The sequence below is a fragment of the Paraburkholderia sp. MM6662-R1 genome (genome assembly GCF_050436245.1).
GTDB classification, from domain to species: Bacteria; Pseudomonadota; Gammaproteobacteria; order Burkholderiales; family Burkholderiaceae; genus Paraburkholderia; species Paraburkholderia tuberum.
The window spans coordinates 841,429-865,822 of record NZ_JBNDLV010000001.1; the positions used below are offsets into that span (position 1 = coordinate 841,429).

19 protein-coding genes and 2 pseudogenes are annotated in these 24,394 nt (G+C 64.3%); 14 read left to right on the forward strand and 7 right to left on the reverse strand.

Going from position 1 to position 24,394, the window contains the following annotated elements; all coding sequences use genetic code 11:
- Nucleotides 1-100 precede the first annotated feature (100 nt).
- A complete protein-coding gene (locus tag OKW39_RS04085; RefSeq protein ID WP_429562130.1) occupies nt 101-2,086 on the reverse strand; it encodes a sigma-54-dependent Fis family transcriptional regulator in 1,986 nt (661 codons plus the stop codon).
- A 369-nt stretch (nt 2,087-2,455) separates the two neighbouring features.
- Between OKW39_RS04085 and OKW39_RS04090 the strand changes: the two genes are divergently transcribed.
- The 6 genes and pseudogenes from OKW39_RS04090 to OKW39_RS04115 form a co-directional block, all read left to right on the forward strand.
- Entirely contained in the window at nt 2,456-4,183 is a 1,728-nt protein-coding gene (locus OKW39_RS04090) for a methanol/ethanol family PQQ-dependent dehydrogenase (protein WP_429562131.1), read from the forward strand.
- A 116-nt stretch (nt 4,184-4,299) separates the two neighbouring features.
- Entirely contained in the window at nt 4,300-5,571 is a 1,272-nt protein-coding gene (locus OKW39_RS04095; RefSeq protein WP_429562132.1) for a c-type cytochrome, read from the forward strand.
- A gap of 86 nt (nt 5,572-5,657) precedes the next feature.
- On the forward strand, nt 5,658-5,972 hold the full coding sequence (locus OKW39_RS04100; RefSeq protein ID WP_429562133.1) for a high-potential iron-sulfur protein: 315 nt from the start codon (nt 5,658-5,660) through the stop codon (nt 5,970-5,972).
- 147 nt (nt 5,973-6,119) lie between these two features.
- Nucleotides 6,120-6,164: pseudogene (locus tag OKW39_RS04105) on the forward strand (hypothetical protein); the annotation flags it as partial.
- Nucleotides 6,165-6,176: 12 nt separating this feature from the next.
- The gene (locus tag OKW39_RS04110) at nt 6,177-6,386 is read left to right on the forward strand and encodes a hypothetical protein (RefSeq protein ID WP_429562134.1); all 210 of its coding nucleotides are present in this window, start codon (nt 6,177-6,179) and stop codon (nt 6,384-6,386) included.
- A gap of 364 nt (nt 6,387-6,750) precedes the next feature.
- Nucleotides 6,751-6,903 (forward strand): annotated as a pseudogene (locus OKW39_RS04115) (GFA family protein); the annotation flags it as partial.
- A gap of 197 nt (nt 6,904-7,100) precedes the next feature.
- On the opposite strand, the gene OKW39_RS04120 reads toward OKW39_RS04115, so the two are convergent.
- From OKW39_RS04120 to OKW39_RS04135, 4 genes are all read right to left on the reverse strand, one after another.
- Nucleotides 7,101-7,421, reverse strand: a complete 321-nt coding sequence (locus OKW39_RS04120) for a type II toxin-antitoxin system PemK/MazF family toxin (RefSeq protein ID WP_429562135.1) — start codon at nt 7,419-7,421, stop codon at nt 7,101-7,103.
- Nucleotides 7,415-7,663: an AbrB/MazE/SpoVT family DNA-binding domain-containing protein gene (locus tag OKW39_RS04125; protein ID WP_429562136.1), complete on the reverse strand. Its 249-nt coding sequence runs from the start codon at nt 7,661-7,663 to the stop codon at nt 7,415-7,417. Before OKW39_RS04125 ends, OKW39_RS04120 begins: the two co-directional genes overlap by 7 nt.
- 244 nt (nt 7,664-7,907) lie before the next feature.
- On the reverse strand, nt 7,908-8,315 hold the full coding sequence (locus tag OKW39_RS04130; protein WP_429562137.1) for a GFA family protein: 408 nt from the start codon (nt 8,313-8,315) through the stop codon (nt 7,908-7,910).
- 30 nt (nt 8,316-8,345) lie between these two features.
- On the reverse strand, nt 8,346-8,630 hold the full coding sequence (locus tag OKW39_RS04135; protein WP_090804206.1) for a hypothetical protein: 285 nt from the start codon (nt 8,628-8,630) through the stop codon (nt 8,346-8,348).
- Between the two features lie 82 nt (nt 8,631-8,712).
- Between OKW39_RS04135 and imuA the strand changes: the two genes are divergently transcribed.
- From imuA to OKW39_RS04175, 8 genes are all read left to right on the forward strand, one after another.
- Nucleotides 8,713-9,420, forward strand: a complete 708-nt coding sequence (gene imuA, locus OKW39_RS04140; protein WP_184029676.1) for a translesion DNA synthesis-associated protein ImuA — start codon at nt 8,713-8,715, stop codon at nt 9,418-9,420.
- The gene (locus OKW39_RS04145) at nt 9,350-10,819 is read left to right on the forward strand and encodes a Y-family DNA polymerase (protein ID WP_184071321.1); all 1,470 of its coding nucleotides are present in this window, start codon (nt 9,350-9,352) and stop codon (nt 10,817-10,819) included. Before imuA ends, OKW39_RS04145 begins: the two co-directional genes overlap by 71 nt.
- Before the next feature lie 19 nt (nt 10,820-10,838).
- A complete protein-coding gene (locus tag OKW39_RS04150) occupies nt 10,839-13,988 on the forward strand; it encodes an error-prone DNA polymerase (RefSeq protein ID WP_429562138.1) in 3,150 nt (1,049 codons plus the stop codon).
- A 47-nt stretch (nt 13,989-14,035) separates the two neighbouring features.
- Nucleotides 14,036-14,995 (forward strand): SOS response-associated peptidase family protein, encoded by a 960-nt coding sequence (locus OKW39_RS04155; protein ID WP_429336270.1) that lies wholly within the window; start codon nt 14,036-14,038, stop codon nt 14,993-14,995.
- Nucleotides 14,996-15,228: 233 nt separating this feature from the next.
- Nucleotides 15,229-17,625, forward strand: a complete 2,397-nt coding sequence (locus OKW39_RS04160; protein ID WP_429361572.1) for a phosphoketolase family protein — start codon at nt 15,229-15,231, stop codon at nt 17,623-17,625.
- 33 nt (nt 17,626-17,658) lie between these two features.
- A complete protein-coding gene (locus OKW39_RS04165) occupies nt 17,659-20,154 on the forward strand; it encodes a glycogen/starch/alpha-glucan phosphorylase (RefSeq protein WP_429562139.1) in 2,496 nt (831 codons plus the stop codon).
- Nucleotides 20,144-22,240 carry a glycogen debranching protein GlgX gene (gene glgX, locus OKW39_RS04170; RefSeq protein ID WP_429562140.1) on the forward strand — a complete coding sequence of 699 codons (2,097 nt, stop codon included), beginning with the start codon at nt 20,144-20,146 and terminating at the stop codon, nt 22,238-22,240. Before OKW39_RS04165 ends, glgX begins: the two co-directional genes overlap by 11 nt.
- A gap of 116 nt (nt 22,241-22,356) precedes the next feature.
- Nucleotides 22,357-22,824 (forward strand): protein kinase, encoded by a 468-nt coding sequence (locus tag OKW39_RS04175; protein ID WP_429361578.1) that lies wholly within the window; start codon nt 22,357-22,359, stop codon nt 22,822-22,824.
- 123 nt (nt 22,825-22,947) lie between these two features.
- On the opposite strand, the gene OKW39_RS04180 is transcribed toward OKW39_RS04175, so the two are convergent.
- A complete protein-coding gene (locus OKW39_RS04180) occupies nt 22,948-23,328 on the reverse strand; it encodes a potassium channel family protein (RefSeq protein WP_090804188.1) in 381 nt (126 codons plus the stop codon).
- A gap of 52 nt (nt 23,329-23,380) precedes the next feature.
- Complete coding sequence (locus OKW39_RS04185; RefSeq protein ID WP_429361580.1) at nt 23,381-24,394, reverse strand: DUF2955 domain-containing protein; 1,014 nt, start codon at nt 24,392-24,394, stop codon at nt 23,381-23,383.

Genomic DNA, 24,394 nt, shown 5'->3' on the forward strand with positions numbered 1-24,394 from the left:
GGGCAGTGTTGATTTTTGGAGCACCACTGCTGCGGGACGCAACAACGGTGTGACAGCACGTGGGCGAAACAGAAGTGCTGATGAAAGCGGCGCGATGGGTTCAGAAGTCGTCCACCTCACGATCCGGCTCGACCGCGGGCATCTTGCGATAGATCGTGTTGCGCGACACGCCGAGCTCGCGCGCGGCCGCCGAAACGTTGCCGCCATGCCGCGCGAGCGCGGCGGCAATCACCGACACGGTCACGTCCTGCAGGCGCGCGCACTCCCGCGCGAACGCATTGCCCGAGCCCGGCGTATCCGCCGCGCCGCTCGACGAAACGCCGCAGCGCAGATCATCGAAGAAGTCATCGGGCAAATGCTCGCGCCGGATCTCGCCGTCCGCGTCGACCATGGCCGCCGCGGTGCGCAGCAGGTTGCCAAGCTGCCTGAAGTTGCCCGGCCATGGACAGCGCTCGAACATCGCCATGACATCGGGTGCGACGTGAAGCGGCCGTCCGCTCGCGCTGGCGATCGATTCGCGCAGCAACATCTTCTGGATCACGACCGCGAGGTCGGCACGGTCGCGCAGCCGCGGCAGACGCACCACGAGGCCATTGAGCCGGTAGTAGAGATCCTCGCGGAAGCGGTTTTGCGCGATCATCTCGCGCAAGTCCCGGTGCGTCGCGCAGATGATCGCGACGTCCACCGCAATGCTCCTCGTCGAGCCGAGCGGGTTGACGACGCGTTCCTGCAACACGCGCAGCAGCCGCACTTGCAGCGAGTATGGCATGTCGCCGATCTCGTCGAGAAACAGCGTGCCGCCGTTTGCCTGCAGCAGCTTGCCGATCGCGCCTTTGCGCCGCGCCCCGGTGAATGCGCCCTCCTCGTAGCCGAACAGCTCGGACTCGATCAGCGTCTCGGGAATCGAAGCACAGTTGAGCGCCACGAACGACCCGGCGCAGCGCGGCGAATCGTTGTGGATCGCCTGCGCGAGCAGTTCCTTGCCCGTGCCGGTCTCCCCATTGATCAGGATCGGAATGTCCTTGCCGATCACCCTCCTGACCTTCGCAATGACCGCGGCGACCTGCGGGTCACCCGTGTCGAGATAGCTCAGACGCGACAGTCCGTCGGCCGCCTGCGGCGGCTCCTCCCGCGCCACCGCGCGGGCGCCGTCGTGCACGGCGACCGGGCGGCTGCCCTCGGCCAGCGACGCCCGCCTGAACTGCACGCGCGCGCAGACGAGCGCGCCGCTGCTCAGGTTGAGCATCAGGTGCGGGTCGAGGTTCACACGCGCGCGATCGATCAGTTGCGCGCTCGTGGCCTGGAACAGCGACGACAGCGTATGCGCGCGCAGCCCGGCGAGCGACATGCCGAGCTGGAACTGGGCACTGCGATTGGCCGACAGAAAGCGTCCGTCGCTCGTGAACGCCACGATGCCTTCCATCAGCGTGCCCAGAAACTCCGGACGACTATGGAAGGACACTTGCAGCGTTTCGTGAAAGGTGGTCGTAAAGAGATGATTCTCGATCATCTGCACCGACATTTTGGCGAGCGCCATCGTGTGCTGATGGTAGCTGCGGTAGTCGCCCGTCACGTCGAGCACCCCGATCGCGTCGCCATACGGATCGAGAATCGGCACGCTCGAGCAGGTCAGGAAGCGGTTTGCCGCGAGGTAGTGCTGGTCGCCGTGCACGACCATCGCGCAGCGCTCGGCCAGCGCCGTACCGATCGCATTGGTGCCCTGGCGGTCCTCGGCCCAGTTCGCGCCGGGCCGCAGCGCGACTTTCTCCGCGCGCGCGAGGAAGTCGTCGTCGCCGATCGAATGCAGGATCAGCCCTTCGGCATTGGTCAGCACGATCATGCTTTGCGTGTCGGCGATCTGCTCGTGCAGCGACTCCATCACCGGCATCGCATGCGCGCACAACACCCGGTTCTGCTCGCGTTTGAGCACGAGACCCGCGTTCGAAAGAACCTCGTATTCCGGCCGCGCCGACGCGCACAGACCAAACGTTTCGGAGCGTTCGTGCGCTTTCTGAATTGCCGGCACGGGAAAGTCGTTGGACCGTATGGCAGTCTGAGCCACGGCCCGGTGAACGTCATCGCGCATTGTCTCCCTCCTGGAAAGCCTGGTACCTTGCCGGACTTTTCTCCGTACTCTTAAGCAAGCTCCGGGCCATCCATTTCAGCGACAGCTTCGCCCGCGATCCGGGCGTCGCCCTCGACCCGAGCGATGCGCGCCAGCGCTGCAACTGTCCTGTTTCTCAACACTCCATCGCCCGGCGTTGTACCGGGATGCAACACATGGAGCGCTCTACGCGCGATATGTGCCGCCGCACGTTTCAGGCGTGCCGCCCTTTCGGACTCGCCCACAAAAATGGCATGTGACTTGCAGTAACGGCACCGCAACCGGATCGACACGGAACACAGGGGCGACGCCTCTGCCGGCACTGCATCGACAAACACTCAGGAGACGACCATGAAGAACCGTTCGCCCGCCGCAGGCCGGCTGGCTGTCCTTGGAGCGAGCATCGCGATCGCGATGGCACTGAACGTGGCTCCGGTGCACGCCGCCCCGGACTACCCCGCCGTGACCTACGAGCGCCTCGCTCAAGCACAGAGCGACCCAGGCTGGCTCACCTACTACCGCAGCTATAGCGGCCAGTCACATTCGCCGCTGAAGCAGATCGATGCATCGAATGTCGCCGGGCTCAAGGAGGCCTGGAGCTATCAGTTCCCCGCGGAACTCAAGCAAGGCTTCGAAGCAACCCCGATCGTCAACGGCGGCTATCTTTTCGTCAGCACGCCGAAAGACAACGTCTATGCATTCGATGTCAAGACCGGCACGAAGCTCTGGAAATACGAGCCGAAGCTCGGCGCGGAATCGTTCAGGACCGCATGCTGCGACGTAGTGAATCGCGGCGTCGCGCTGTATGGCAAGAACGTCTACGTGGCCATGCTGAGCGGCGAGGTAGCCGCGATCGACGCGCAGAGCGGCAATGTCGTGTGGAAGAAGCAGATGTTCGAACCGGGTCTCGGCTACGCGTTCTCGCTCGCGCCGCTCGCGCTCGACGGCGCGATCGTGGTCGGTACATCAGGCGGCGAGTATGGGATTCGCGGCTATATCGCCGCACTCGATCCCGACGACGGCTCGATCATCTGGAAGCGCTATACGATCCCGAATGCCGGCGACAAGGGCGGCGATACGTGGCCCGACGGCATGCAGGAACATGGCGGCGGCGCGGCGTGGCTGACCGGCACCTACGACGCCGCCACGCGGACGCTGTACTGGGGCGTCGGCAATCCGGGACCGTGGCTCGCCGCGCTGCGTCCCGGCGACAATCTGTACTCCGATTCCCTGCTCGCGCTCGATCCGAAGAACGGCGACCTGAAGTGGCACTATCAGTACACGAGTAACGACACGTGGGACTACGACGGCGTCAACACGCCGGTTCTTGCCAACATCAACTACAAGGGCAAGCAGTATGACGCCATCATCCATGCCGACCGCAACGGCTTCTTCCACGCGATCGACCGCAAGACCGGCAAGCTGATCTACGCGGAGCCGTTCGTCAAGGCGCTGTCGGTGACGGGCTATACCGCCGACGGCAAACCAGTTCAGGACGCCAGCCGGTTTCCCAAGGCCGGCACGACGATCAACACCTGTCCGAGCTTTCTCGGCGGCAAGAACTGGTGGTCGACTTCCTACGATCCCGAGCGGCACATCGCGGTGGTGCCCTCGCTGCATGCGTGCATGAGCCTGTCCGGCAAGTCGGTCAGCTACATGGAGGGTCTGCCCTACCTCGGCGAAGGCTTCGAGATCCAGCCTGAACCGGGCAGCCAGGGTTATGGCGAGCTTCAGGCCATCGATGTCAATACGGGCAAGAAGCTGTGGGGTCACTGGACCAGGATGCCCTGGAACGGTGGCGTCGCCACCACGGCCAGCGGCCTCGCCTTCAGCGGCTCGCTCGACGGCCATCTGTACGCGTTCGACGTGACGACGGGCAAGGTGCTGTGGGAGAGCCCGCAACTCGCGAGCGGCATCGTCGCGCAACCTTCCGTGTTCGAAGTCGACGGCAAGGAATACGTGGCCGTGCTCGCGGGCTACGGCGGTGCGAATCCGATCTGGGGCGGCCCGATGGCCGACGTCGCGAAGGACGTTCCGCGCGGCGGCACGCTGTACGTGTTCGCGCTCGATCGCAGCTAGGCGCAGCCACCGCACCCGCATCGTTCTGCCCATCCGGCCTTCGCAGCCGCATCTTTCCGCGCCCGCACGCAGCCCATGCGGGTGCGGTGTTCCCGCCATCACAGGAACGCACCATCATGAACATTCGATTCACTCACCTTGCTCTCGCCAGCGCGCTCGTCGCCGGCGCCACACATGTTGCCGTCCAGGCGGCCGCGCGGACGTCGTCCAGCGTCCGCGTGTGCACGATGCCCGGCAGCCCTTCGGCCGAGCTGGACAAGTCCGTTGCACGCGCGGTGTTGAGCGCGGCGGGCATTACCGCGACATTCGCGCCGCGCGGCATCGACGACGACGGCGGCGACGACGGCATCTCCGCTCGCGAGCTCTCGACATCGCTGCAGCGCAACTGCGACGTGATCGCGGGCTTTCCGCGTTCGAGCGTGGCCGACGGCTCCGACTCGCACCTGCTCTTTTCCGGGAGCTATCTGCACTCCGGTTACGTCAGCGTCACGCTGCGCGGCGGCCATGCGGCCAACACCTCCGTCGCGGCGCCGGACAGCAAGATCACCATTGCCGCCACCTGGTCGAGCCCGTCGCAACTGATCGCGGTCCAGCAGAAGAACGCGCGCTTCGATCTGGAAACTACCTCCGAGCTGACCGTCGACGCCCTCGCGAAAGGGCGCGCCCAGCGCGCGATCGTCTGGTACCCCGCCGTGGTGGCGTATCGGCATGCGCACCCGCAGCAGCACTTCGACGTTGCCGTCGCCGAGTCGCCCTATGCCGACTGGAATCTGGTGTTCGCGTCGGGGCCCGACACGCAGCCGCTGCAAAAGCGCATCGATGACGCGCTCACGCGTCTGCGCAGCGATGGCCGGCTCGCAGCGCTCACGCGCAACTGGGCGCTGCCAACCACCCTCGCGAGCGGTTCGGCGACCGCGGCCAGCACTCACGCGAATCTCGCGCGCTATCTCGACGGCCCGACCCAGGCGTCGCCGCGTGCGGACCTATGGCGCGTGGGCGGCATGCCCGCCGCCGGCGGCTTCATCAAGGTTGCGGCGACGACCGAGACACCGTCGTTCGATCACGATCAGGTCACCCACGGTGAACATCTGTATGCCGATTCGTGTGCGAAATGCCACGGCGAGAAACTCGAAGGCAACACCGCGCCGTCGTTGATCGGACCGGCCTTCGCGCCAGCGGCGAACTCGCATCTGACGATCGGCGGCATTTACCAGTACATGTCGACCAACATGCCCGCGGATCATCCCGGCAAGATGAGCGACGAGGAGTACGCCGATCTGATGGCCTTCCTGCTCTATACGAATGGCTACGACGCCGGTAGCGCGAAGCTGACCGCGCAAGCCGCGCAATCCTCGACCACACCGCTGAACGCCGGACCGCGCCACTAACAGGTTGCTTCGCACCGCATTACGACGCCACGCCGCTTCAATCGAATGCGGCATGGACGACCCATTTCTTTTCTCAGGGCATCATCATGGTCTCTCACAACCGCAGACACTTCATTCTCCAGGCCGCGGGCCTGTGTGCCGCGCTCGCCAGCGCCGAGCTCGCGTTAGCCGCGCCGCCCGCCGTCGATGAAAACGACGCCGCGGCCAGCTCGCTCGGCTATCGTGCGAAAGCGGGCAGCGTCGACGCCGCGAAGTTCCCCAAGTACCACGCGGGCCAGACCTGCGCGAACTGCCGTTTCTACACTGGCGCAGCGGGCGAGGCTTCAGGACCGTGCCCGATGTTCCCCGGCAAATCGGTTGTCGCCGACGGCTGGTGCAACGTCTATGCGCAACGAGTTTGAGCGCTGGTCCGTGGGTGCGCCGCCAAGCGGCGCACGCGCGATGGCCGCGGCCGATGCCGTGATCGGTCCCGGACGGGGGACGCGTCGGCCCCCCTTCAGGCGCTGATCGAACTCGGCCTCACGCGCGGCTTTCTCACCCGCGGCGACATCGTCGACGCCCTCCCGCAGCACGCAGCCGACGGCGCGCAAATCACCGCGGCAACGGTGACGCTGCGCGAGTTGGGCATCGCCGTGCGCGAAGCCGCCGCTACGCAGGCGGCACGGACGCCCGAACGGCATTTCGCGAACGCCAACGCCGTGCCGGGCGCGCCCGTCGATCCGCTCGTGGGCCACACGAGCGATCCGGTGAAACCGTACCTGCGCGAAATGGGAACGAGACCGCTGCTCGAGCGCCTCGGACGCGCGGCAGATTAAGCGCGAACGTCCGGTCGGATGATGCTGCGTCGCAGCCGCGGCGGTGTCGCCCATCGTCTCGACTCCCGTTTCCCTCTATCCGGAACAACATCATGAAATTCGAAGGCATCTACACCCCTGCTATCACGCCGTTGACCGCGCAAGGGCAAATCGACAAGACGCCCTTTGCCGACGTGCTCGAATCGCTGATATCGCGGCCGGCCGGATGAGCGTGTCGATGGGCCGCGAGTACTTCGAGACGGTATGCCATGCATCGAAGACCAGGACGATGCTCTGCCAGGCTACGGTCCGTTATACGTATGCTTAGGCTCCCGAGCTAACACTGGATCACTTGAACCGGAGAAGATCCATGTCGACTCCCTGGATGGGACGCTGCCTGTGCGGCGCGGTGCAATACGAAGCTCGCGGTGAGTCACTTGCGCAACTCATCTGCCATTGCAGGGATTGTCAGCGTGCTTCCGGTTCCGCGGGTTTGCCGGTCGTCGTAGTAAGAGCCGCCGGCTTTTCGTTCAAAGGCGAAATCAGGCCTCATACGAAGATCGAATGCGATCATCTATCGCGGCCCTGTGATTACCCACGAGGTAGCGCGAACGGCTATGTGACGTACATGCGCGATGGCGCCGCGTTGCTCGTCGACGAGGGATCCTCATTGCGCATGTGGGAGGCGGCTACCGGCCGGCGTGCGGAGCGCTTGCGCGCCAAGTACTTTCCCCTTCATTCAGCGAACACTTCCTGCAACGTTCTCAGGGTGTCCATCAAAGTGTTCTCGGCAACAAAACCCTCTTTCTTGACCAGCCGCACCTTATCAACGGTGCGAATTTGGTCTAGCAAAATCAATCCTTGCTTTCGCTTGAAAGTCACCGGCACGCGGAAGGGCGCGGGGCGGCCCTTCGAGGTCATCGGGGCGACAATGACCGTGCGAAGGTGATCGTGCAGTTCAGGCGGAGAGACTACGACGCAAGGACGTGTCTTTTGGATTTCGTTACCTAACGTCGGATCGAGAGCGACTAGCCAAACCTCGCCGCGCACTACCACGTTATCTCCGCATCATCTGCGTTGCCGAACTCACCCATCACCAGTGCGTCGTCGCCGGTTTCCGCAACCCGTTTGCTTGCAACGGCCCAGCCTTCGCGCACAGCTTTCTGCGGACGACGAATTACTAGCGCGTCGTTCTCGACTTCCATGTCTACCTCATCCTCTAAACCAAGCTGGGCAAGTATCGGCTTGGGGATCAACACCCCTTGCGAGTTGCCCATTTTGCGAATCGTCGTTTTCATGGCTATACCGTATATACAATGTTATACCCAGCCCAATGCGAGGTAAACACAATGTTATTACATTTTTCGAGGTTTTGAAATGAATCTAGCGCGCGCCCAGTCGTACAACGCGTCAAAGCCCGCTATCGCCTCGCGGCGATCTTTCAAGCCCGAGTTCGCCCAGTTCGCGTCCGAACGCCGTCAACTGGATGCCCACCAGCCTGACATTCCTCACCATCCGCGAAGAGCGCCCTGACCGGTGCAATCAAAGATGCCGTGTTTGCGCGGGCGGATTGCCCCAGTCGTCGTGCAGCCCATCGCGATAGGTGACTGGCGCATTCAATGCCGCATCGAGATCGAGTTCATCGAGGCACATGATGTTCACGTTGATATACGGATACCCCGTGCCGTTTGGCATATCGATGCGATCGAATACGTGGCCCCCGCAGCGTTTGCAGAACGGGTGATGCGCAACCGCATTGTGCCCCTGATATTCGCTGAGCGCGGCTTCATCCGAAAGAAGACGAAAATCTTCCCGGCGAACCTGCACGTGCCAGAATCGCAGCCTGCTGCAGTAGCTGCAATTGCACTTCGACGTGCCCTCGTCGAAATCGATGCGAGCCTCGAACTTCACGAATTGGCAATGGCAACTTCCGAGGTACGTGCGCAACATGGGGTTCTCCGGGGTTGAGGGCCGCTGCCATTATGGACGGCACGACTTCGCGCTGCCAATGCACGAGCCGTCGCAACCCTCGCAGTAATGGCGGTCGCGCACCGCGCGATCCACGCGCCAGACGTTCGCCGCAACCGGCGCCGCCGTCCCCGCCGAGCGTCCGTTTTCCCGCGCATGAAAGGTCGGCTCGCCCGCCTTGCCGCGGCGAATCGCTTCATCGATGTCCGGCTCGCCGAACACCGCTTTCAGTTCGGCCACGAACGCCGCGATCTCCGGCATCGGATGCCCGGCTGGCTTGCGCACTCGCATGTCCATGAACCCGCCCCCAAAAAAGTGCCTGTTCGCTATCTCATAAAACCATGTAGGATACTGTATATCCATACAGGTATTTTCGCAAATGACAGCCGCCCTGCCAGCACCGGAAGCCATTCACCCGTCCTTGTGGCGGGCGTCCCAGCTTGGCGCTGGCCGCGGCCGCAGCGTCGATACCGGTTATCCGGCCCTGTCGGCGGAGTTGCCCGGCGGTGGCTGGCCGCTCGGCGCGCTGGTCGATCTGCTCGTGCAGCAGGCCGGCGTCGGCGAACTGCGGCTGTTGCAGCCGGCGCTCAGCGCCGTCGGCGAGCGTCCGCTCGTCTTCGTGCAACCGCCGCATACGCCGGACGGCCTCGGGCTCAACTACATCGGCCTGTCGCTGCAGCAGGTGCTGCGGATCAATGCGCCGAAAACCGCCGACGCGCTGTGGTCCGCCGAGCAGATCCTGCGCGCCGGCAGTTGCGGCGCGCTGATCTTCTGGGCGCAGTACGCGCAGGCGTCGTCGCTGCGCCGTCTGCATCTGGCCGCGCAGTCGTCGGAGACGCTTTTCATCATGGTGCGGCCGCTCGCCACCGCGCAGGAGGCATCCCCCGCGCTGCTGCGGCTCGCGCTCAGGCCATCGGCCGAAGGTCTCACCATCGACATCGTGAAACGACGAGGGCCCGCTCGCGCAGAGCCCCTGTCGATTCCCCTTCAACCCACTCCCGTTCTGCTTTCCCGACATGCGCGTCTTTCTCGCCGTTCATCTGCCAAAGTTGCCGCTCGAGGTCTTCAGACCGAAGTGGTCGCCTGAGCCCGCGCATGGCTGCGCGGTGCTGGAGAAAGACAAGGTGGTCATGGCCGACCCCGCCGCGCGCTCGGCAGGCGTGCGTCCGGGCATGAAGCGCGGCGGCGTGCTGACGCTGTCGCCGCAGACCGAGATGTATGAGCGCGATAGCGGTCGTGAAACGGCAGCCCATCGCGAGGTGGGTATCGCGCTGATGCGCTTCTCGCCCGAAGTCGCGCTGCTCGATGAGGCGACGGTCGTCGTCGAGATCGGCGCGAGTTTGCGGCTCTTCGGCGGCCTGCTCGCGCTGTGCCGCGATACGAAAGCCATCCTCGACGCGCTCGGCTTCACCGCGCGCATCAGTGCCGCGCCGACCGGCCAGGGCGCGTGGCTGCTCGCGAAGTTCGGCAACCGGCGCGTGCTGAAGCTCGCGTCGCTCGACCAGCGCCTGTCCGCCCTGCCGATGCTCGCCGTGCCCGAAGTCCGCCCGTTCGCCGACTGGTTCACGGGCCTCGGTTGCGAGCGCATCGCCGATCTGCGCCGCCTGCCCCGCGCCGGCTTGCAGCGCCGCTGCGGCGAACATCTGCTCGACTCGCTCGACCGCGCGTTCGGGACCGCGCCCGAACTGTTCGACTGGCTCGAACTGCCACCCACGTTCTCGGCGCGCATCGAGATGCCGGACCGGCTCGAACACGCGGATGGCGCGGTGTTCGGCGCGCAGCGCCTGATCGTGCAACTGTGCGGATGGCTGTGCGCAAAACAGCTCGCGCTCACCGGCATTCGCCTGTCGCTCGAACACGAGCGCGGACGCGCTGCGATCGAGCCGACCACGATCGACGTCGCACTCGGCGAGCCGACCTGGCGCGAAGAACATCTGATGCGCCTGCTCAAGGAGCGGCTGCATCGTATCGAGCTCGCCGCGCCCGTGATCGCGTTGCGGCTCGACGCGTCGAACGTCGAGTCGGCCGCGCCCGCGTCGGACACGCTGTTTCCCGAACCGGGCGGCTCGCAGGAGGATCACGCGCGGCTGCTCGAACTGCTGGTCGCGCGGCTCGGCGAAGAGAACGTGCTGAAACCCGCGCCGAGCGCCGATCATCGTCCGGAGATCGCGAACCGCTGGCTGCCGGTGTCGCAGCCGGTCAAGCCCGGCCCGCTGCCGCAGAATCTGCCCCGCCCGACGTGGATGCTCGACACGCCCGTGCGTCTGCTGATGCGCCAGCACCGCCCGTTTTATGGCTCGCCGTTGCGCATGGTGTCGCCGGGCGAGCGCATCGAGAGCGGCTGGTTCGACGGCGAGCTCGTCACGCGCGATTACTTCGTCGCGCAGGCGGACGACCAGAGCTGCTACTGGATCTACCGCGAGCGCGTGAGCAGCCGCGACGCGGAAGAAGAGCAACGCTGGTTCCTGCATGGCCTGTTCGGCTGATAGGCGCGGATGAGCGGCCATGGACACCACCTTCACGATGCTGCCGGCGTATGCCGAGCTGTTCTGCTTTTCCAACTTCACGTTTCTGCGGGGCGCGTCGCACGCTGAGGAACTGGCCGAGCGTGCCGCGCAACTCGGCTACTCCGCGCTCGCGATCACCGACGAATGCTCGCTCGCGGGAGTCGTGCGCGCGCATGTCGCGGCGAAAGAAGCGAAGCTGCCGTTCATCGTCGGTTCGTATTTCCGGCTCGTCAATGCCGATGGTTCGCCGGCGTTCGGGCTGATCCTGCTCGCCCGCAACCGCAACGGCTACGGCAATCTGTCCGAGCTGATCACGCTGGCGCGCATGCGCGCGCCCAAGGGCGAATACCGGCTCACGCCGCAGGATCTGTCGCGGCCGGAGAAGGAGTATCGCCACCTGCTCGGCATGCCCGACTGCCTCGCGATTCTCGTGCCGGATTTCCCGGCCAGCGAAGACGCGCTCGATGCGCAGGTCGAATGGCTCGACGAAACGTTCACCGGCCGCGCATGGGTCGGCCTCGTGCTCCATCAACGCGCGATGGACGACCTGCATCGCGGCACGGTCGAATTCGTCGCGCGCAGCCGCGACGTGCCCGTCGTCGCGCTCGGCGAAGTCGTGATGCACGTGCGCTCGCGCAAGCCGCTGCAAGACACGATGACCGCGATCCGGGTCGGCAAACCGGTCCATCAGTGCGGCTATGATCTGGCGCCGAACGCCGAGCAGCATCTACGCTCGAGGTTGCGGCTTGCCAACCTGTACCCGCAAGACGCGCTGGCCGCGACGGTCGACATCATGAGCCGCTGCACGTTTTCGCTCGACGAGCTGCGCTACGAGTATCCCGACGAGCTGGTGCCGGCCGGCCATACGCCGGCCTCGTATCTTCGTCAGGAAACCTATGTCGGCGCGCAGCGGCGTTTTCCCGCGGGGATTGCGCATCACGTGCAGCAGCAGATCGAGCACGAACTCGAACTGATCGCGGACCTGCAGTACGAGCCGTATTTCCTGACCGTCTACGACATCGTCCGCTTCGCGCGCAGCCAGCACATTCTGTGTCAGGGGCGCGGGTCGGCCGCGAACTCGGCGGTCTGCTATTGCCTCGGCGTGACCGAGGTGGACCCCGCGCGCGGCAACATGCTGTTCGAGCGCTTCATCAGCAAGGAGCGCGGCGAGCCGCCCGATATCGACGTCGACTTCGAGCACCAGCGGCGCGAAGAAGTGATCCAGTACATCTATCGCAAGTACGGCCGCGACCGGGCGGCGATCGCGGCGGCGGTGTCGACCTATCGTCCGCGTGGTGCGCTGCGGGAAACGGGCAAGGCACTCGGCGTCGATCCGCAGATCGTCGATGCGGTCGCGAAGTCGCATCACTGGTTCGATACCAGTCGGGATCTGCTCGCGCGTTTCGCGGAATCCGGCCTCGATCCGAACCAGCCCCTGATTCAGGCCTGGGCGAAGCTCGCCTCGCAACTGCTGAATTTTCCGCGCCACCTGTCGCAGCATTCGGGCGGCTTCGTGATCAGCCGCGGCAAGCTCACCCGGCTCGTGCCGGTGGAAAACGCGGCGATGGCCGACCGCTCGGTGATCGAGTGGGACAAGGACGACCTCGAATCATTGGGCTTGCTGAAGGTCGACGTGCTCGCGCTCGGCATGCTGTCGGCGATCCGGCGCACGCTCGACCTCGTTTCGGAACAGCGCGGAGAACGCTTCGAAATGCAGGACATCCCCGCCGAGGATGAGGCGACCTACGCGATGATTTCGGCCGCCGATACGGTCGGCGTGTTCCAGATCGAATCGCGCGCGCAGATGAGCATGCTGCCGCGCATGCAGCCGCGCAAGTTCTACGACCTCGTCATCGAAGTCGCGATCGTGCGGCCCGGTCCGATTCAGGGCGGCGCCGTGCATCCCTATCTGCAGCGCCGTCAGGGCTTCGAGCCCGAGACCTATCCGAGCGACGCGTTGAAGACCGCGCTGGGCCGCACACTCGGCGTGCCGATCTTCCAGGAGCAGGTGATGCAGGTGGCGATTCTCGCGGCCGGCTTCACCGCCGGCGAAGCCGACCAGCTGCGACGCGCGATGGCCGCGTGGAAACGCAAGGGCGGACTCGAAAAATACTATGACCGCATCGTGCTCGGCATGCAGGAGCGCGGCTACGACCAGGCCTTCGCCGAGGCGATCTTCGAGCAGATCAAGGGCTTCGGCGAATATGGCTTCCCCGAAAGTCACGCGGCCAGTTTCGCGCTGCTGGTCTATGCGAGCAGCTGGCTCAAGCGTCACGAACCCGAAGCCTTTCTCGCCGCGATGCTGAACAGCCAGCCGATGGGCTTCTATTCGCCGTCGCAACTGGTTCAGGATGCGCAGCGGCACGGCGTCACGGTGTTGCCGGTCGATGTGACGATCAGCGGTTGGGACTCCTCGCTCGAACACCGTGCGGGGGCGACGCGCCCCGCCGTGCGTCTCGGTCTTTCGCTGCTGCGCGGCATGAAGGACGGCGCCGCCGAACGGATCGAGAACGCGCGCGCGGTTCGCCCGTTCGCGAGCGTCAACGATCTCGCGCGCCGCGCGCAGCTCGACCGCAAAGACCTGCATGCGCTCGCGGATGCGAATGCGTTGGCAGCGCTCGCGGGAAACCGCCGCGAAGCGCTGTGGCAGTCGGTCGTCGCGGTGCCGGACAAGGATATGCTCGCGGCCGCGGCGACTCAGGACGAAACGCCCGAACTGGGCGCACCGAGCGAAGCGAACGACATCGTCGCCGACTACCGTTCGCTCGGCCTGACGCTCAACCGCCATCCGCTGGAACTGCTCCGGCCGCAGTTGCTCGCGAACCGGCTGATGCCGGCCTCGACGCTGCGGACCTATCGCGACGGCCGCCTCGCGCGCGGCTGCGGACTGGTGACGGTGCGTCAGCGTCCCGGCACGGCCAAGGGCGTCGTGTTCGTCACGCTCGAAGACGAGACGGGCAACGTCAATGTGATCATCTGGCCGACTCTGCTCGAAAAACAGCGCAAAGAAGCGTTGGGCGCCGCGCTGCTCGCTGTGTACGGCACATGGCAGTGTCAGGGAGAAGTACGGCACCTCGTCGCGCAGCGGCTGGTCGACATGTCTCATCTGTTGGGCGAGTTGCAGACGACGAGCAGAGACTTCTGCTGATGCGAGCGCGCAAATGCGTATCATCGGAACAGCAAACGGAGGCATCCATGTGCTATTCGGCTCAGATTCTGGCGGACTACCGGCGCTACGTCCGCATGTTCGGCGCGCACATGAGCATCGAGGAATTCGCGCGTCTTTTCTTCGAACGCGCAGAGGACGGTCAGGCCAGGATTCCCAAAGCGATGGAAGACGCCTTCTCGGAACCGCAGTCCGACGCGCAACGGGAAGTCTGGGCGCTGATCGAGCGCTTCAGATCGCAGCAGACCGTGAAGCTCGAACAGGAACTGTTCAAACAGCGCACCCGCTTCGCCGATGCCGAGCGCTCTTTGCAGACCAAAGTCACCAGGGCGGCGACCGAGAGCAAACGGATCGCCAAAGACAAGATCGACCGCACGCTCGAGCGACTCGACGACCTCGGCCGAACCGCTCCCAAAGCAAGCGACTCGCGCATCTTTCCCGGCTACTACGCGCCGGTGATGGTGATGGAGAACGGCCAGCGCGTCGTCAAACCGATGCGCTATCAGTGCCGCCTGGCCGGCAAGCCCGCATCGTACGACACGCGCTATCCCGGCACGTACAACGCTCGTCGGGACAGTCTCGAAAGTTTCTGGAAAGCGCTATTCGGCTATTCGCATGGACTCGTGCTGGCCAGTTCTTTCTATGAGAACGTCTCGCGTGCGCGAATGGAAGGCCGCGAACCGGCGCCCGGCGAGAAAGATGAAAATGTCCGGCTCGAGTTCCGGCCCAATCCGCCTCACGACATGCTGGTCGCATGCTTATGGTCCCGCTGGAGCGGCAAAGGCGAGCCCGATCTATTGTCCTTCGCGGCCATCACCGATGATCCGCCACCCGAGGTGGCCGCTGCCGGCCATGATCGCTGCATCATTCCGATCAAGCCTGAGCATATCGACGCGTGGTTGAATCCCGATCCGCGCGATCTGGCAGCGTTGTACGCGATTCTCGATGATCGGGACCGGCCGTTCTACGAACATCGGATCGCGGCCTGAATACAAAACGCGGTTTCGCAGGCCGCGCGAGACGGTGTCGGATCATCCTTGCAATCTTCGCGCAGTAACATATTCTGCGTTATGGATGTTCATCGGCTGGCGAAGAATACCCGGTTGCAGAGGTCCGCCAACAGGCGCGATTCGGACCCCATCAATCATCGAAGCGCCTGCGCAGCGGCGCCCGACACGATCCACACCCTCGGGTTGCGGCTGCAAGCACAGGAGACGTCGGTATGGGCAAACATCCCGCGGCGGACGCTTCGCGGCAGACCGCGCTCGGCAGCGACGAACTTCAGCTGATCGATGCGTGGTGGCGCGCATGCAATTATCTTTCGGTCGGCATGATCTATCTGCTGGACAACCCGCTGCTGCGGGAGCCGCTGAAAGTCGAACACGTCAAGTATCGCCTGCTCGGACACTGGGGCGCGAGCCCGGCGTTATCGTTCGTCTGGGCGCATCTGAACCGCGTGATCAAACGCGACGATCTCGACGTCGTCTTCATGGCCGGTCCCGGACACGGCGCACCGGGCGTGCTCGGCCCCACCTATCTGGAAGGCACCTACTCGGAGATCTATCCGGACAAGAGTGCGGATGCCGAGGGCATGCAGAAGTTCTTCAAGCAATTCTCGTTTCCCGGCCATATCGGTTCGCATGTGACGCCGGAGACGCCCGGGTCCATCCATGAAGGCGGCGAGCTTGGCTACAGCCTGTCGCATGCGTATGGCGCCGTGCTCGACAACCCGGACCTCATCGTGGCCTGCGTGGTCGGCGATGGAGAAGCGGAGACCGGGCCGCTCGCCACCGCGTGGCATTCGAATAAATTCATCAACCCGGCCCGCGACGGCACCGTGCTGCCGATCCTGAATCTGAACGGCTACAAGATCGCCAATCCGACCATCCTGTCGCGCATCAGCAGCAGAGAACTGGAAGCGCTCTTTGTCGGCTACGGCTACACCCCGCATTTCGTCGAAGGATCGGATCACGCGGAAATGCATCGGAAGATGGCGCACACGCTCGATACCGTGCTCGGCGAAATTCGCGCAATCCATGAGCAGGCACGCGCGAACGGCAATCTCGAGCGGCCGCTCTGGCCGATGATCGTGCTGCGCACGCCCAAGGGCTGGAGCGGACCGAAGCAGATCAACGGGCACAAGGTCGAAGGCTCGTGGCGCTCGCATCAGGTGCCTTTTTCCGATGTGCGCAACAACTCCGCGAATCTCGAAGTGCTCGAAGAATGGATGCGCAGCTACCGGCCCGCCGAACTTTTCGATGCCGAGGGCCGGCTGATCCCCGAACTCAAGGCGCTGTCGCCCCAAGGCCCGCGCCGCATGAGCGCCAATCCGCACGCGAACGGCGGCGTGCTGCGCCGCGAACTGAAGCTGCCCGACATCCGCGCGTACGCGGTGGATGTGCAGCACGCCGGCAAGGTGCTGCAGGAGAACACGCGGCCACTCGGCGAATTTCTGCGCGACACGATGCGCGCGAACATGAACACCTTCCGCGTGTTCGGCCCGGACGAAACGGCCTCGAACCGTCTGCAGTCGATCTACGAGGTCAGCAAGAAGGTGTGGATGGCCGAGATGCTCCCCGAGGACGAGGACGGCGGCGAACTGGCGCGCGACGGCCGCGTGATGGAGATGCTGTCCGAACATACGCTGATGGGATGGCTCGAAGGCTATCTGCTGACGGGCCGCCACGGCTTCTTCCATACCTATGAAGCGTTTGCGCACGTGGTGGATTCGATGTTCAACCAGCACGCGAAGTGGCTCGACATCAGCCGCAATCACGTGCCATGGCGCGCGTGGGTGTCGGCGGAAAACATTCTGCTGTCGTCGACCGTGTGGCGGCAGGATCACAACGGCTTTTCGCATCAGGACCCCGGCTTCATCGATCTCGTCACCAACAAGAGCCCCTCGGTCACGCGCGTCTATCTTCCGCCCGACGCGAACACGCTGCTAGTGGTCGTCGACCACTGTCTGCGCACCACCGACTGCATCAACGTGATCGTCGCCGACAAGCAGAAACACCTGCAATTCACCACCATCGACGAAGCCGTCGTGCACTGCGCCAAAGGCATCGGCGTGTGGCGGCGCGCGAGCAACGACGAGGACGCCGAACCGGACGTGGTGATGGCCTCGTGCGGCGACGTCGCCACCCAGGAAGCGCTGGCGGCGACGGCGATCCTGCGCGAACGTCTGCCCGAACTGAAGCTGCGTTTCGTCAACGTGGTCGACCTGTTCAGGATGCAGCCGGCGAGCGAGCACCCGCACGGCTCGACCGAACGCGAATTCGACAGCCTGTTTACGACCAACAAGCCGGTGATCTTCAATTTCCACGGTTACCCGTGGCTGATCCACAAGCTCGCTTATCGCTTTCGCAATCACGAGAATCTGCACGTGCGGGGCTACAAGGAGAAAGGCAACATCAACACGCCGCTCGAACTGGCGATTCTCAATCAGGTGGACCGCTTCAATCTGGTGATCGACGTGCTCGACCGCGTGCCGCGCTTGCAGGGCAGATCCGCGCATCTCAGGGAAGACATGAGGAACGCGATCGTCAGCAACCTGAACTATGCGCATACGCATGGCACGGACCGCGCCGAGATCGTCGACTGGGTCTGGCCCTTCTGAACGTCACGCGCAGCATGCACCGAGGAAAGCATCATGGCCGACGCTCCCACCACGACCTCGCAGCAAAGCGCGGATGCAGCGCGCACCGGCCTGAGCGCCGCCGCGCTCCAACGCGGCGTGCTCGACAATCTGCTGTGCCTGCGGGGACGCTATCCGGCGATCGCTTCCCCGCATGACTGGTACATGGCGCTCGCGTATAGCGTGCGCGACCGGCTGCTGGCCCGCTGGGCAACCTCCGTACAGACCTACGCCGGAAGCGATGTGCGGGTCGCCTGCTACCTGTCCGCCGAGTTCCTGATCGGCCCGCAACTCGGCAACAACCTCGTCAATCTCGGCATCGAGGCCAACGCACGCGAAGCGCTGCGCGCGCTCGGCGTCGACCTCGATATGCTGCTCGAACTCGAGGAAGAGCCGGGGCTCGGCAATGGCGGACTTGGCCGCCTCGCGGCCTGCTATCTGGATTCGCTCGCAACTTTGGAAATACCGGCCGTCGGCTATGGCATCCGCTACGAGTTCGGCATCTTCGACCAGCAGATTCGCGACGGCTGGCAGGTCGAAACCACCGACAAGTGGCTGCAAAAGGGCCATCCATGGGAGATCGTGCGCCCGGAGGTTGCGTACTACGTGGGGTTCGGCGGCAGCACCCACGACGAAACCGATGCACGCGGGCACCTGTGCGTGCGCTGGATACCCACACGGCAGGTCAAGGGCGTGGCTTGCGACACGCCGATGCCCGGCTATCACGTCAACACGTGCAACACCTTGCGGCTGTGGAAGAGCGAGGCGGTCGAGTCGTTCGACCTGCAGGACTTCAACGCCGGCGACTATTACGAGGCCGTCAACGAAAAGGTCATCTCCGAGACGCTGTCGAAGGTGCTGTATCCGAACGACGAGCCCGAGATCGGCAAGCGCCTGCGTCTCGCGCAGCAATACTTCTTCGTGTCGTGCTCGCTGCAGGACATGCTGCGCCTGCTCGAAATCAGGGGCGAACCGGTCGGACACTTCGCGCAGTTGTTCAACGTGCAGTTGAACGACACGCACCCGTCGATCGCCGTCGCCGAGCTGATGCGTCTGCTGGTGGACGACAGGCAGGTGCCGTGGGACGAGGCCTGGGACATCACGCGGCGCGCGCTCGCGTACACCAATCACACCCTGCTGCCCGAAGCGCTTGAAACCTGGGGGCTGCCGCTGATGCGCGACCTGCTGCCGCGCCTGCTCGAAATCATCTACGAGATCAACCGCCGCTTCCTCGACGAGGTCCGGCAGCGCTATCCGGGCGACGACGCGCGCATCGCACGCATGTCGCTGATCGACGAGCGCGGCGACAAGCTCGTGCGCATGGCGCATCTGGCGACGGTCGGCAGCCACGCGATCAACGGCGTCGCCGAACTGCATTCCGGGCTGCTCAAGCAGACCGTGCTGCGGGACTTCGCCGAATTGTGGCCCGAGCGCTTTCACAACGTCACGAACGGCGTCACGCCGCGCCGTTTCATGCTGCTTTGCAATCCGGCGCTCGCGCGGCTGCTCGACGAGACCATCGGCGCTGGCTGGGTCACTGATCTCGCGCGACTGCGCAAGCTCGAAGCCTATGCCGACGACGCCACGTTTCAGCAGCATTGGCGTAGCGTGAAGCAGGCGAACAAGGCCGTGCTCGCCGAGCATATCCGGAGCGTCACGGGCATCGGCGTCGACACTGCCGCGCTGTTCGACGTGCAGGTCAAGCGCATCCACGAATACAAGCGGCAACATCTGAACGCGCTGCTGATCGTCACGCTGTACCGGCGCCTGCTGCGTGATCCGCAGCTCGCGCTGACACCGCGCTGTTTCGTGTTCGGCGGCAAGGCGGCGCCCGGCTACGCAACGGCCAAGCTGATCATCCGTTTGATCAACGGCATCGCCGAAGTCGTGAATAACGACCCGGTGGTGAACGGGCGGCTGAAAGTCGTGTTCTATCCGGACTTCAATGTGAAGAACGCGCACTTCATCTACCCTGCCGCCGACCTGTCCGAGCAGATTTCGACGGCCGGCAAGGAAGCATCGGGCACCGGCAACATGAAGTTCATGATGAACGGCGCGTTGACGATCGGCACGCTCGACGGCGCCAACGTCGAAATCCGCGAAGAGGTCGGCGACGAAAACTTCTTCCTGTTCGGCCTGAGCGCCGACGAAGTGGAACGTGTGAAGCGCGCGGGTTATCGCCCCGCGGACTATGTGAAGGACGACGCGGAACTGAGCGAAGTGCTGCAACTGATCGCCGACGGTCATTTCTCGCGAGGAGACCGCGAGATGTTCCGCCCGCTGATCGACAATCTGACGCACGCGGACCCGTTTCTCGTGCTCGCCGACTATACCGCCTACGTGGCGCGTCAGGACGACGTGAGCGCCGCCTGGCAGGACACGCGGCGCTGGACCCGGATGTCGATCCTGAACACCGCGCGCTCGGGCAAGTTCTCTTCCGACCGCGCCATCGGCGAATACTGCGACAAGATCTGGAAGATCCGCCCGATGAGGATCACCCTTGATCAATGACCCTGAAACGGGATCGGTGCGTGCTCATGCGGTTCGCTCCGGGTCGCGGTTTCCCGTGGGCGCGTCGGCGGTGCCCGGCGGCATCAATTTCTGCATCTTCTGCCGTCACGCGACGCGCGTCGAGCTGTTGCTGTACGACGCGGCTGACAGCCCCGAGCCGTTCCAGATCATCACGCTCGCCGCCGCTTGCAACCGCACCTTCTACTACTGGCACGTGATGGTCGAAGCGCTGCCGTTCGGCACCTACTACACGTGGCGGGCGGACGGTCCGCGCGATACGCGCTCTAGCGGCCACGCGTTCGACCCCGACCGCGAACTCCTCGACCCGTATGCCCGCGCGGTCAGCGACGTGCTGTGGACGCGGCCTCCAGTCGGCCAGCCGAATCCCGACGGGCACAAAACCCACCGCGCGATCGTGACGGAACCCCTGCCCTCGTCCCCTGGGCGTATCCCGCGCGGACTCGACGACGCGATCATCTACGAGCTGCATGTCGGCGGCTTTACACGTGATCCGTCGAGCGGCGTGCAGCATCCCGGTACCTTCGCCGGCCTGATCGAAAAGATTCCGTACCTGACGCAGCTTGGCGTGACCCACGTCGAGTTGCTGCCGGTGATGGCCTTCGACGAACAGGACGTTCCGCCCGCCACGGCGGCCCTCGGCCTGAGCAACTACTGGGGTTACAGCACGCATAGCTATTACAGCCCGCATCCTCGCTACTGCCGCGATCCCGCGCGCGCGCCCCAGGAGTTTCGCGCGCTGACCGACGCCATGCACGCCGCGGGCATCGCCGTGCTGCTCGACGTCGTGTTCAACCATACGGCCGAAGCGGGCGAGACGGGCCCCGTCATCAACTTCAAGGGCCTCGTCAACGATATCTTCTACCACCTCGACGCGGTCGACCGGCGCCGCTACCGGGACTACACCGGCTGCGGCAACACGATCAATTGCAACCATCCGCTGGTGACGACGTTCATCGTGCGCTGCCTCGAATACTGGGTGGAAGAACTCGGCGTCGACGGCTTCCGGTTCGATCTGGCGAGTGTCTTCGCGCGCGATCAGCGCGGCGAGCTGATGGTCGATCCACCGCTGCCCTGGGCGATCGAGTCTTCGCGTGTGCTGTCGCGCGTGCCATTGATCGCGGAGGCGTGGGACGCCGCCGGGATGTATCAGGTCGGCGCCTTTCCCGGCATGGCATGGGCCGAGTGGAACGGCCGCTATCGGGACGTGATTCGCCGTTTCGTGCGCGGCGACCCGGGGCTCATCGGGGCGGTCGCGACCTGCATCGCGGGCAGCTCGGACCTCTATGCGGACGACGGCAGGCTGCCCAACAACAGCGTCAACTTCGTGACGTGCCACGACGGCTTCACGCTGATCGATCTCGTCAGCTACGAATGGAAGCACAACGAAGCCAACGGAGACGAGAATCGCGACGGCAGCTCCGACAACCTGTCGTGGAACTGTGGCGCCGAGGGCGAGACCGACGACGCCCAGATTCTCGGTCTGCGACACCGCCAGGCGCGCAACGCGATGGCCATCCTGTTCCTGAGTCTGGGTGTGCCAATGACGCTCGCCGGCGACGAGGTGCTGCGCAGCCAGCGCGGCAACAACAACGCCTATTGTCAGGACAACACCCTCAGCTGGTTCGACTGGACACCCACTGAAGCCGGCTCGGCCATGTTGCGCTTCGTGCGCGAGCTGATCGTGATGCGCAAGCGCCACGCAAGTTTGCGGCGGCGCTATTTCCTGACCGGCCGGCCCTCGCCGGGGCAGACTCGGCCGGATGCGGCGTGGCACGGCGAGCGCCTGAACGAGCCGGGCTGGCACGATCCAGCCGCGCGGCTTCTCGCCGTCACGCTGGGCGGCGAAGCGCCTGGCGAGACCGCACTGCACGTGGTGTTCAACATGGACGATTGCGCCCGCACGGTCCAGTTGCCGGCGCCCGACGGGCGGCACTGGCGGCGTATCGTCGATACCGCGCGCGACAGTCCGCATGACATCGTGCAAGCGGCGCAACAGGGCGCTATCGAAAGCGATCAGTCGCGCGTGGAGGCGCGCAGTGTCGTGGTTCTGGAAGAAGCGAGCTGAACCGACGCAAATAACCCGGGTTCTTGTCCTCTAACGTCGATGCTGTGGCGGATATGCCGTGTGCAATTTCGATTTACTGGCGGAACAATCCACCGGCAACGATCGCGGAGGGCATCATGAGAATCAGCGTAGACGGGCCGTCCGTCGTCTTTGCGATGGTTGCGGTCGTGGCCCATGGCAGCGCATTCGCGAGGTCCGAAGCCTGCCATCCCACCTCCGAAAAGCAGATTTCCGCACTGTTCGATCGCTGGAACGACTCGCTGAAAACCGGCGACCCGCGGAAGGTCGTGGCGAACTACGCGCCGAACTCGATCCTGCTGCCGACCGTCTCGAACAAGCCGCGTTTGACCGCCGACGAAAAGCTCGACTATTTCAAACACTTCCTCGAAAACAAACCGGTCGGCACGATCGACTTCCGCGACATCATGATCGAATGCAACACGGCGATCGACTCGGGGCTCTACACCTTCAAGTTCGCGGACGGCTCGGTCGTCAAGGCGCGCTATACGTTCACCTACGCGTGGAATGGGCACAAGTGGCTGATTACCAGCCATCATTCGTCGAAAATGCCGGAAGGCAATTAGCCGATGTCGTTTAGAAAAAGTCAGGCTGGGACTTGAACCTCATTCACGAATGACCTGAATACGTCCAGCCTTGACTGCCGCTTTCAATACCGTCCGGTCCGTCTCATTCTGTTGCGCGCCTCGCTATCCCGTCCTTTCCGCCCGATGCGCGGCCTCCTGCACACCTCGTACAGCCGCGGCCACGATCAAGCCGGTGAATACCACGCCGATCAGCCCGAGGCATGCGGCGTCGATCCGGCCGAACGCCGAAGTGGGCACGACATCGCCGTACCCGATGGTGAGCGCCGTGATCGCGCAGAAGTACACGGTTTCACCCAGCGGCGACGGTGTCCGGTTCGCTGTCTCGACGGGCGCGCCCCAGTAGTCCATGCCAAACGTCAGCAGGACGAACAGTAGAAGCAGACCGATCAGAATCGCTCTCAGATACCACAGGGTTATCGCCATTTCCTTCAGGATCTCGCCGGCCCGAGGACGGACCGCGCCATCGCCTGTCGCATTTCCCATCGCACGCTCCTGTTGCGATCACCGGCTCGGCTTTGCAGCATGCCGCACCGCCTCACTCCGCACGGCGGTGCTGCTCGAAAAGCAGAAGCATCAAATACGCATAGGCCGTTACGGCCAGAAAGAGCCCCATTCGCACGGCAAACGCGGTGTAGACATCCTTGCCCGCCACGCTGTCCTGCACCGATTGCCCGAGCAGAATGATCATCGTCACGAGACTGTTCAGCCAGAAGCCCGGCGAACAACGCGTGGGTTGCAGGCCGTACAGCTTGCGTCCCACCAGCAGGCCGAACAACAGCATCCACAGAAAGAACATCCACAAATGCACGAACAGCCTCAGCGCAAACCAGAACGCGATGGCGAGCAGACCGCCGAGCAGCGTCGAGCCGATCAGATCGCGTGCGGCGCCGCGGGCCGAGGTCGTGCAGGTTTGTCTGCCGAGGCTAACGGACTTCATGATGATCGGCATGTAGTTCGCCGGGTCGGTCATCGCGAGCAGATAGGCCGGCATGACGACGAGCGCGGCACGCAGCGCGATATAGGCCGCCTCGTCTTCCGCCATCGCTGCCGCAGCGGGCTGTTCTCGCGCGCCCATGCTTTCAGGAAACAAGCTGTGCGCCAGCGTCGAGGCCAGCACGGCAAGCAGAAGTCCCTTCGCCAGCGCGCCGACGACCGTCAGGGCCAGTTCGAAGTCGGCCGTGCCCGCGGCGGAAATCATCGTCAGTCCCGCGACCAGAAAAGTCGCGACGAGATTGTTGCCGCCACGCAGCCCGTAACGAAACGCGAAGAACAGCATGAGGCCGACGATCATGATGCCGGCCAACGCATAGTGACGAAGCAACGGAACGAGGAGCAGGCCGCTGCCGGTGGTCGACGCCACCACCAGCGAAAGAATCACGCCGGCCTTCAACGATAGCGGGCGATTCTGCGTGGCCAGCAGAAAAACCGTGAATACCGGCGCGACGACGGGTATCGGGAAATCGAGTCCAAAGCTGACGGCAAGAGCGATCGCCGTTCCGATGGCCACACGTATCGCGCGATAACCGAGGCGCTGGGTCACGGGCTGCAT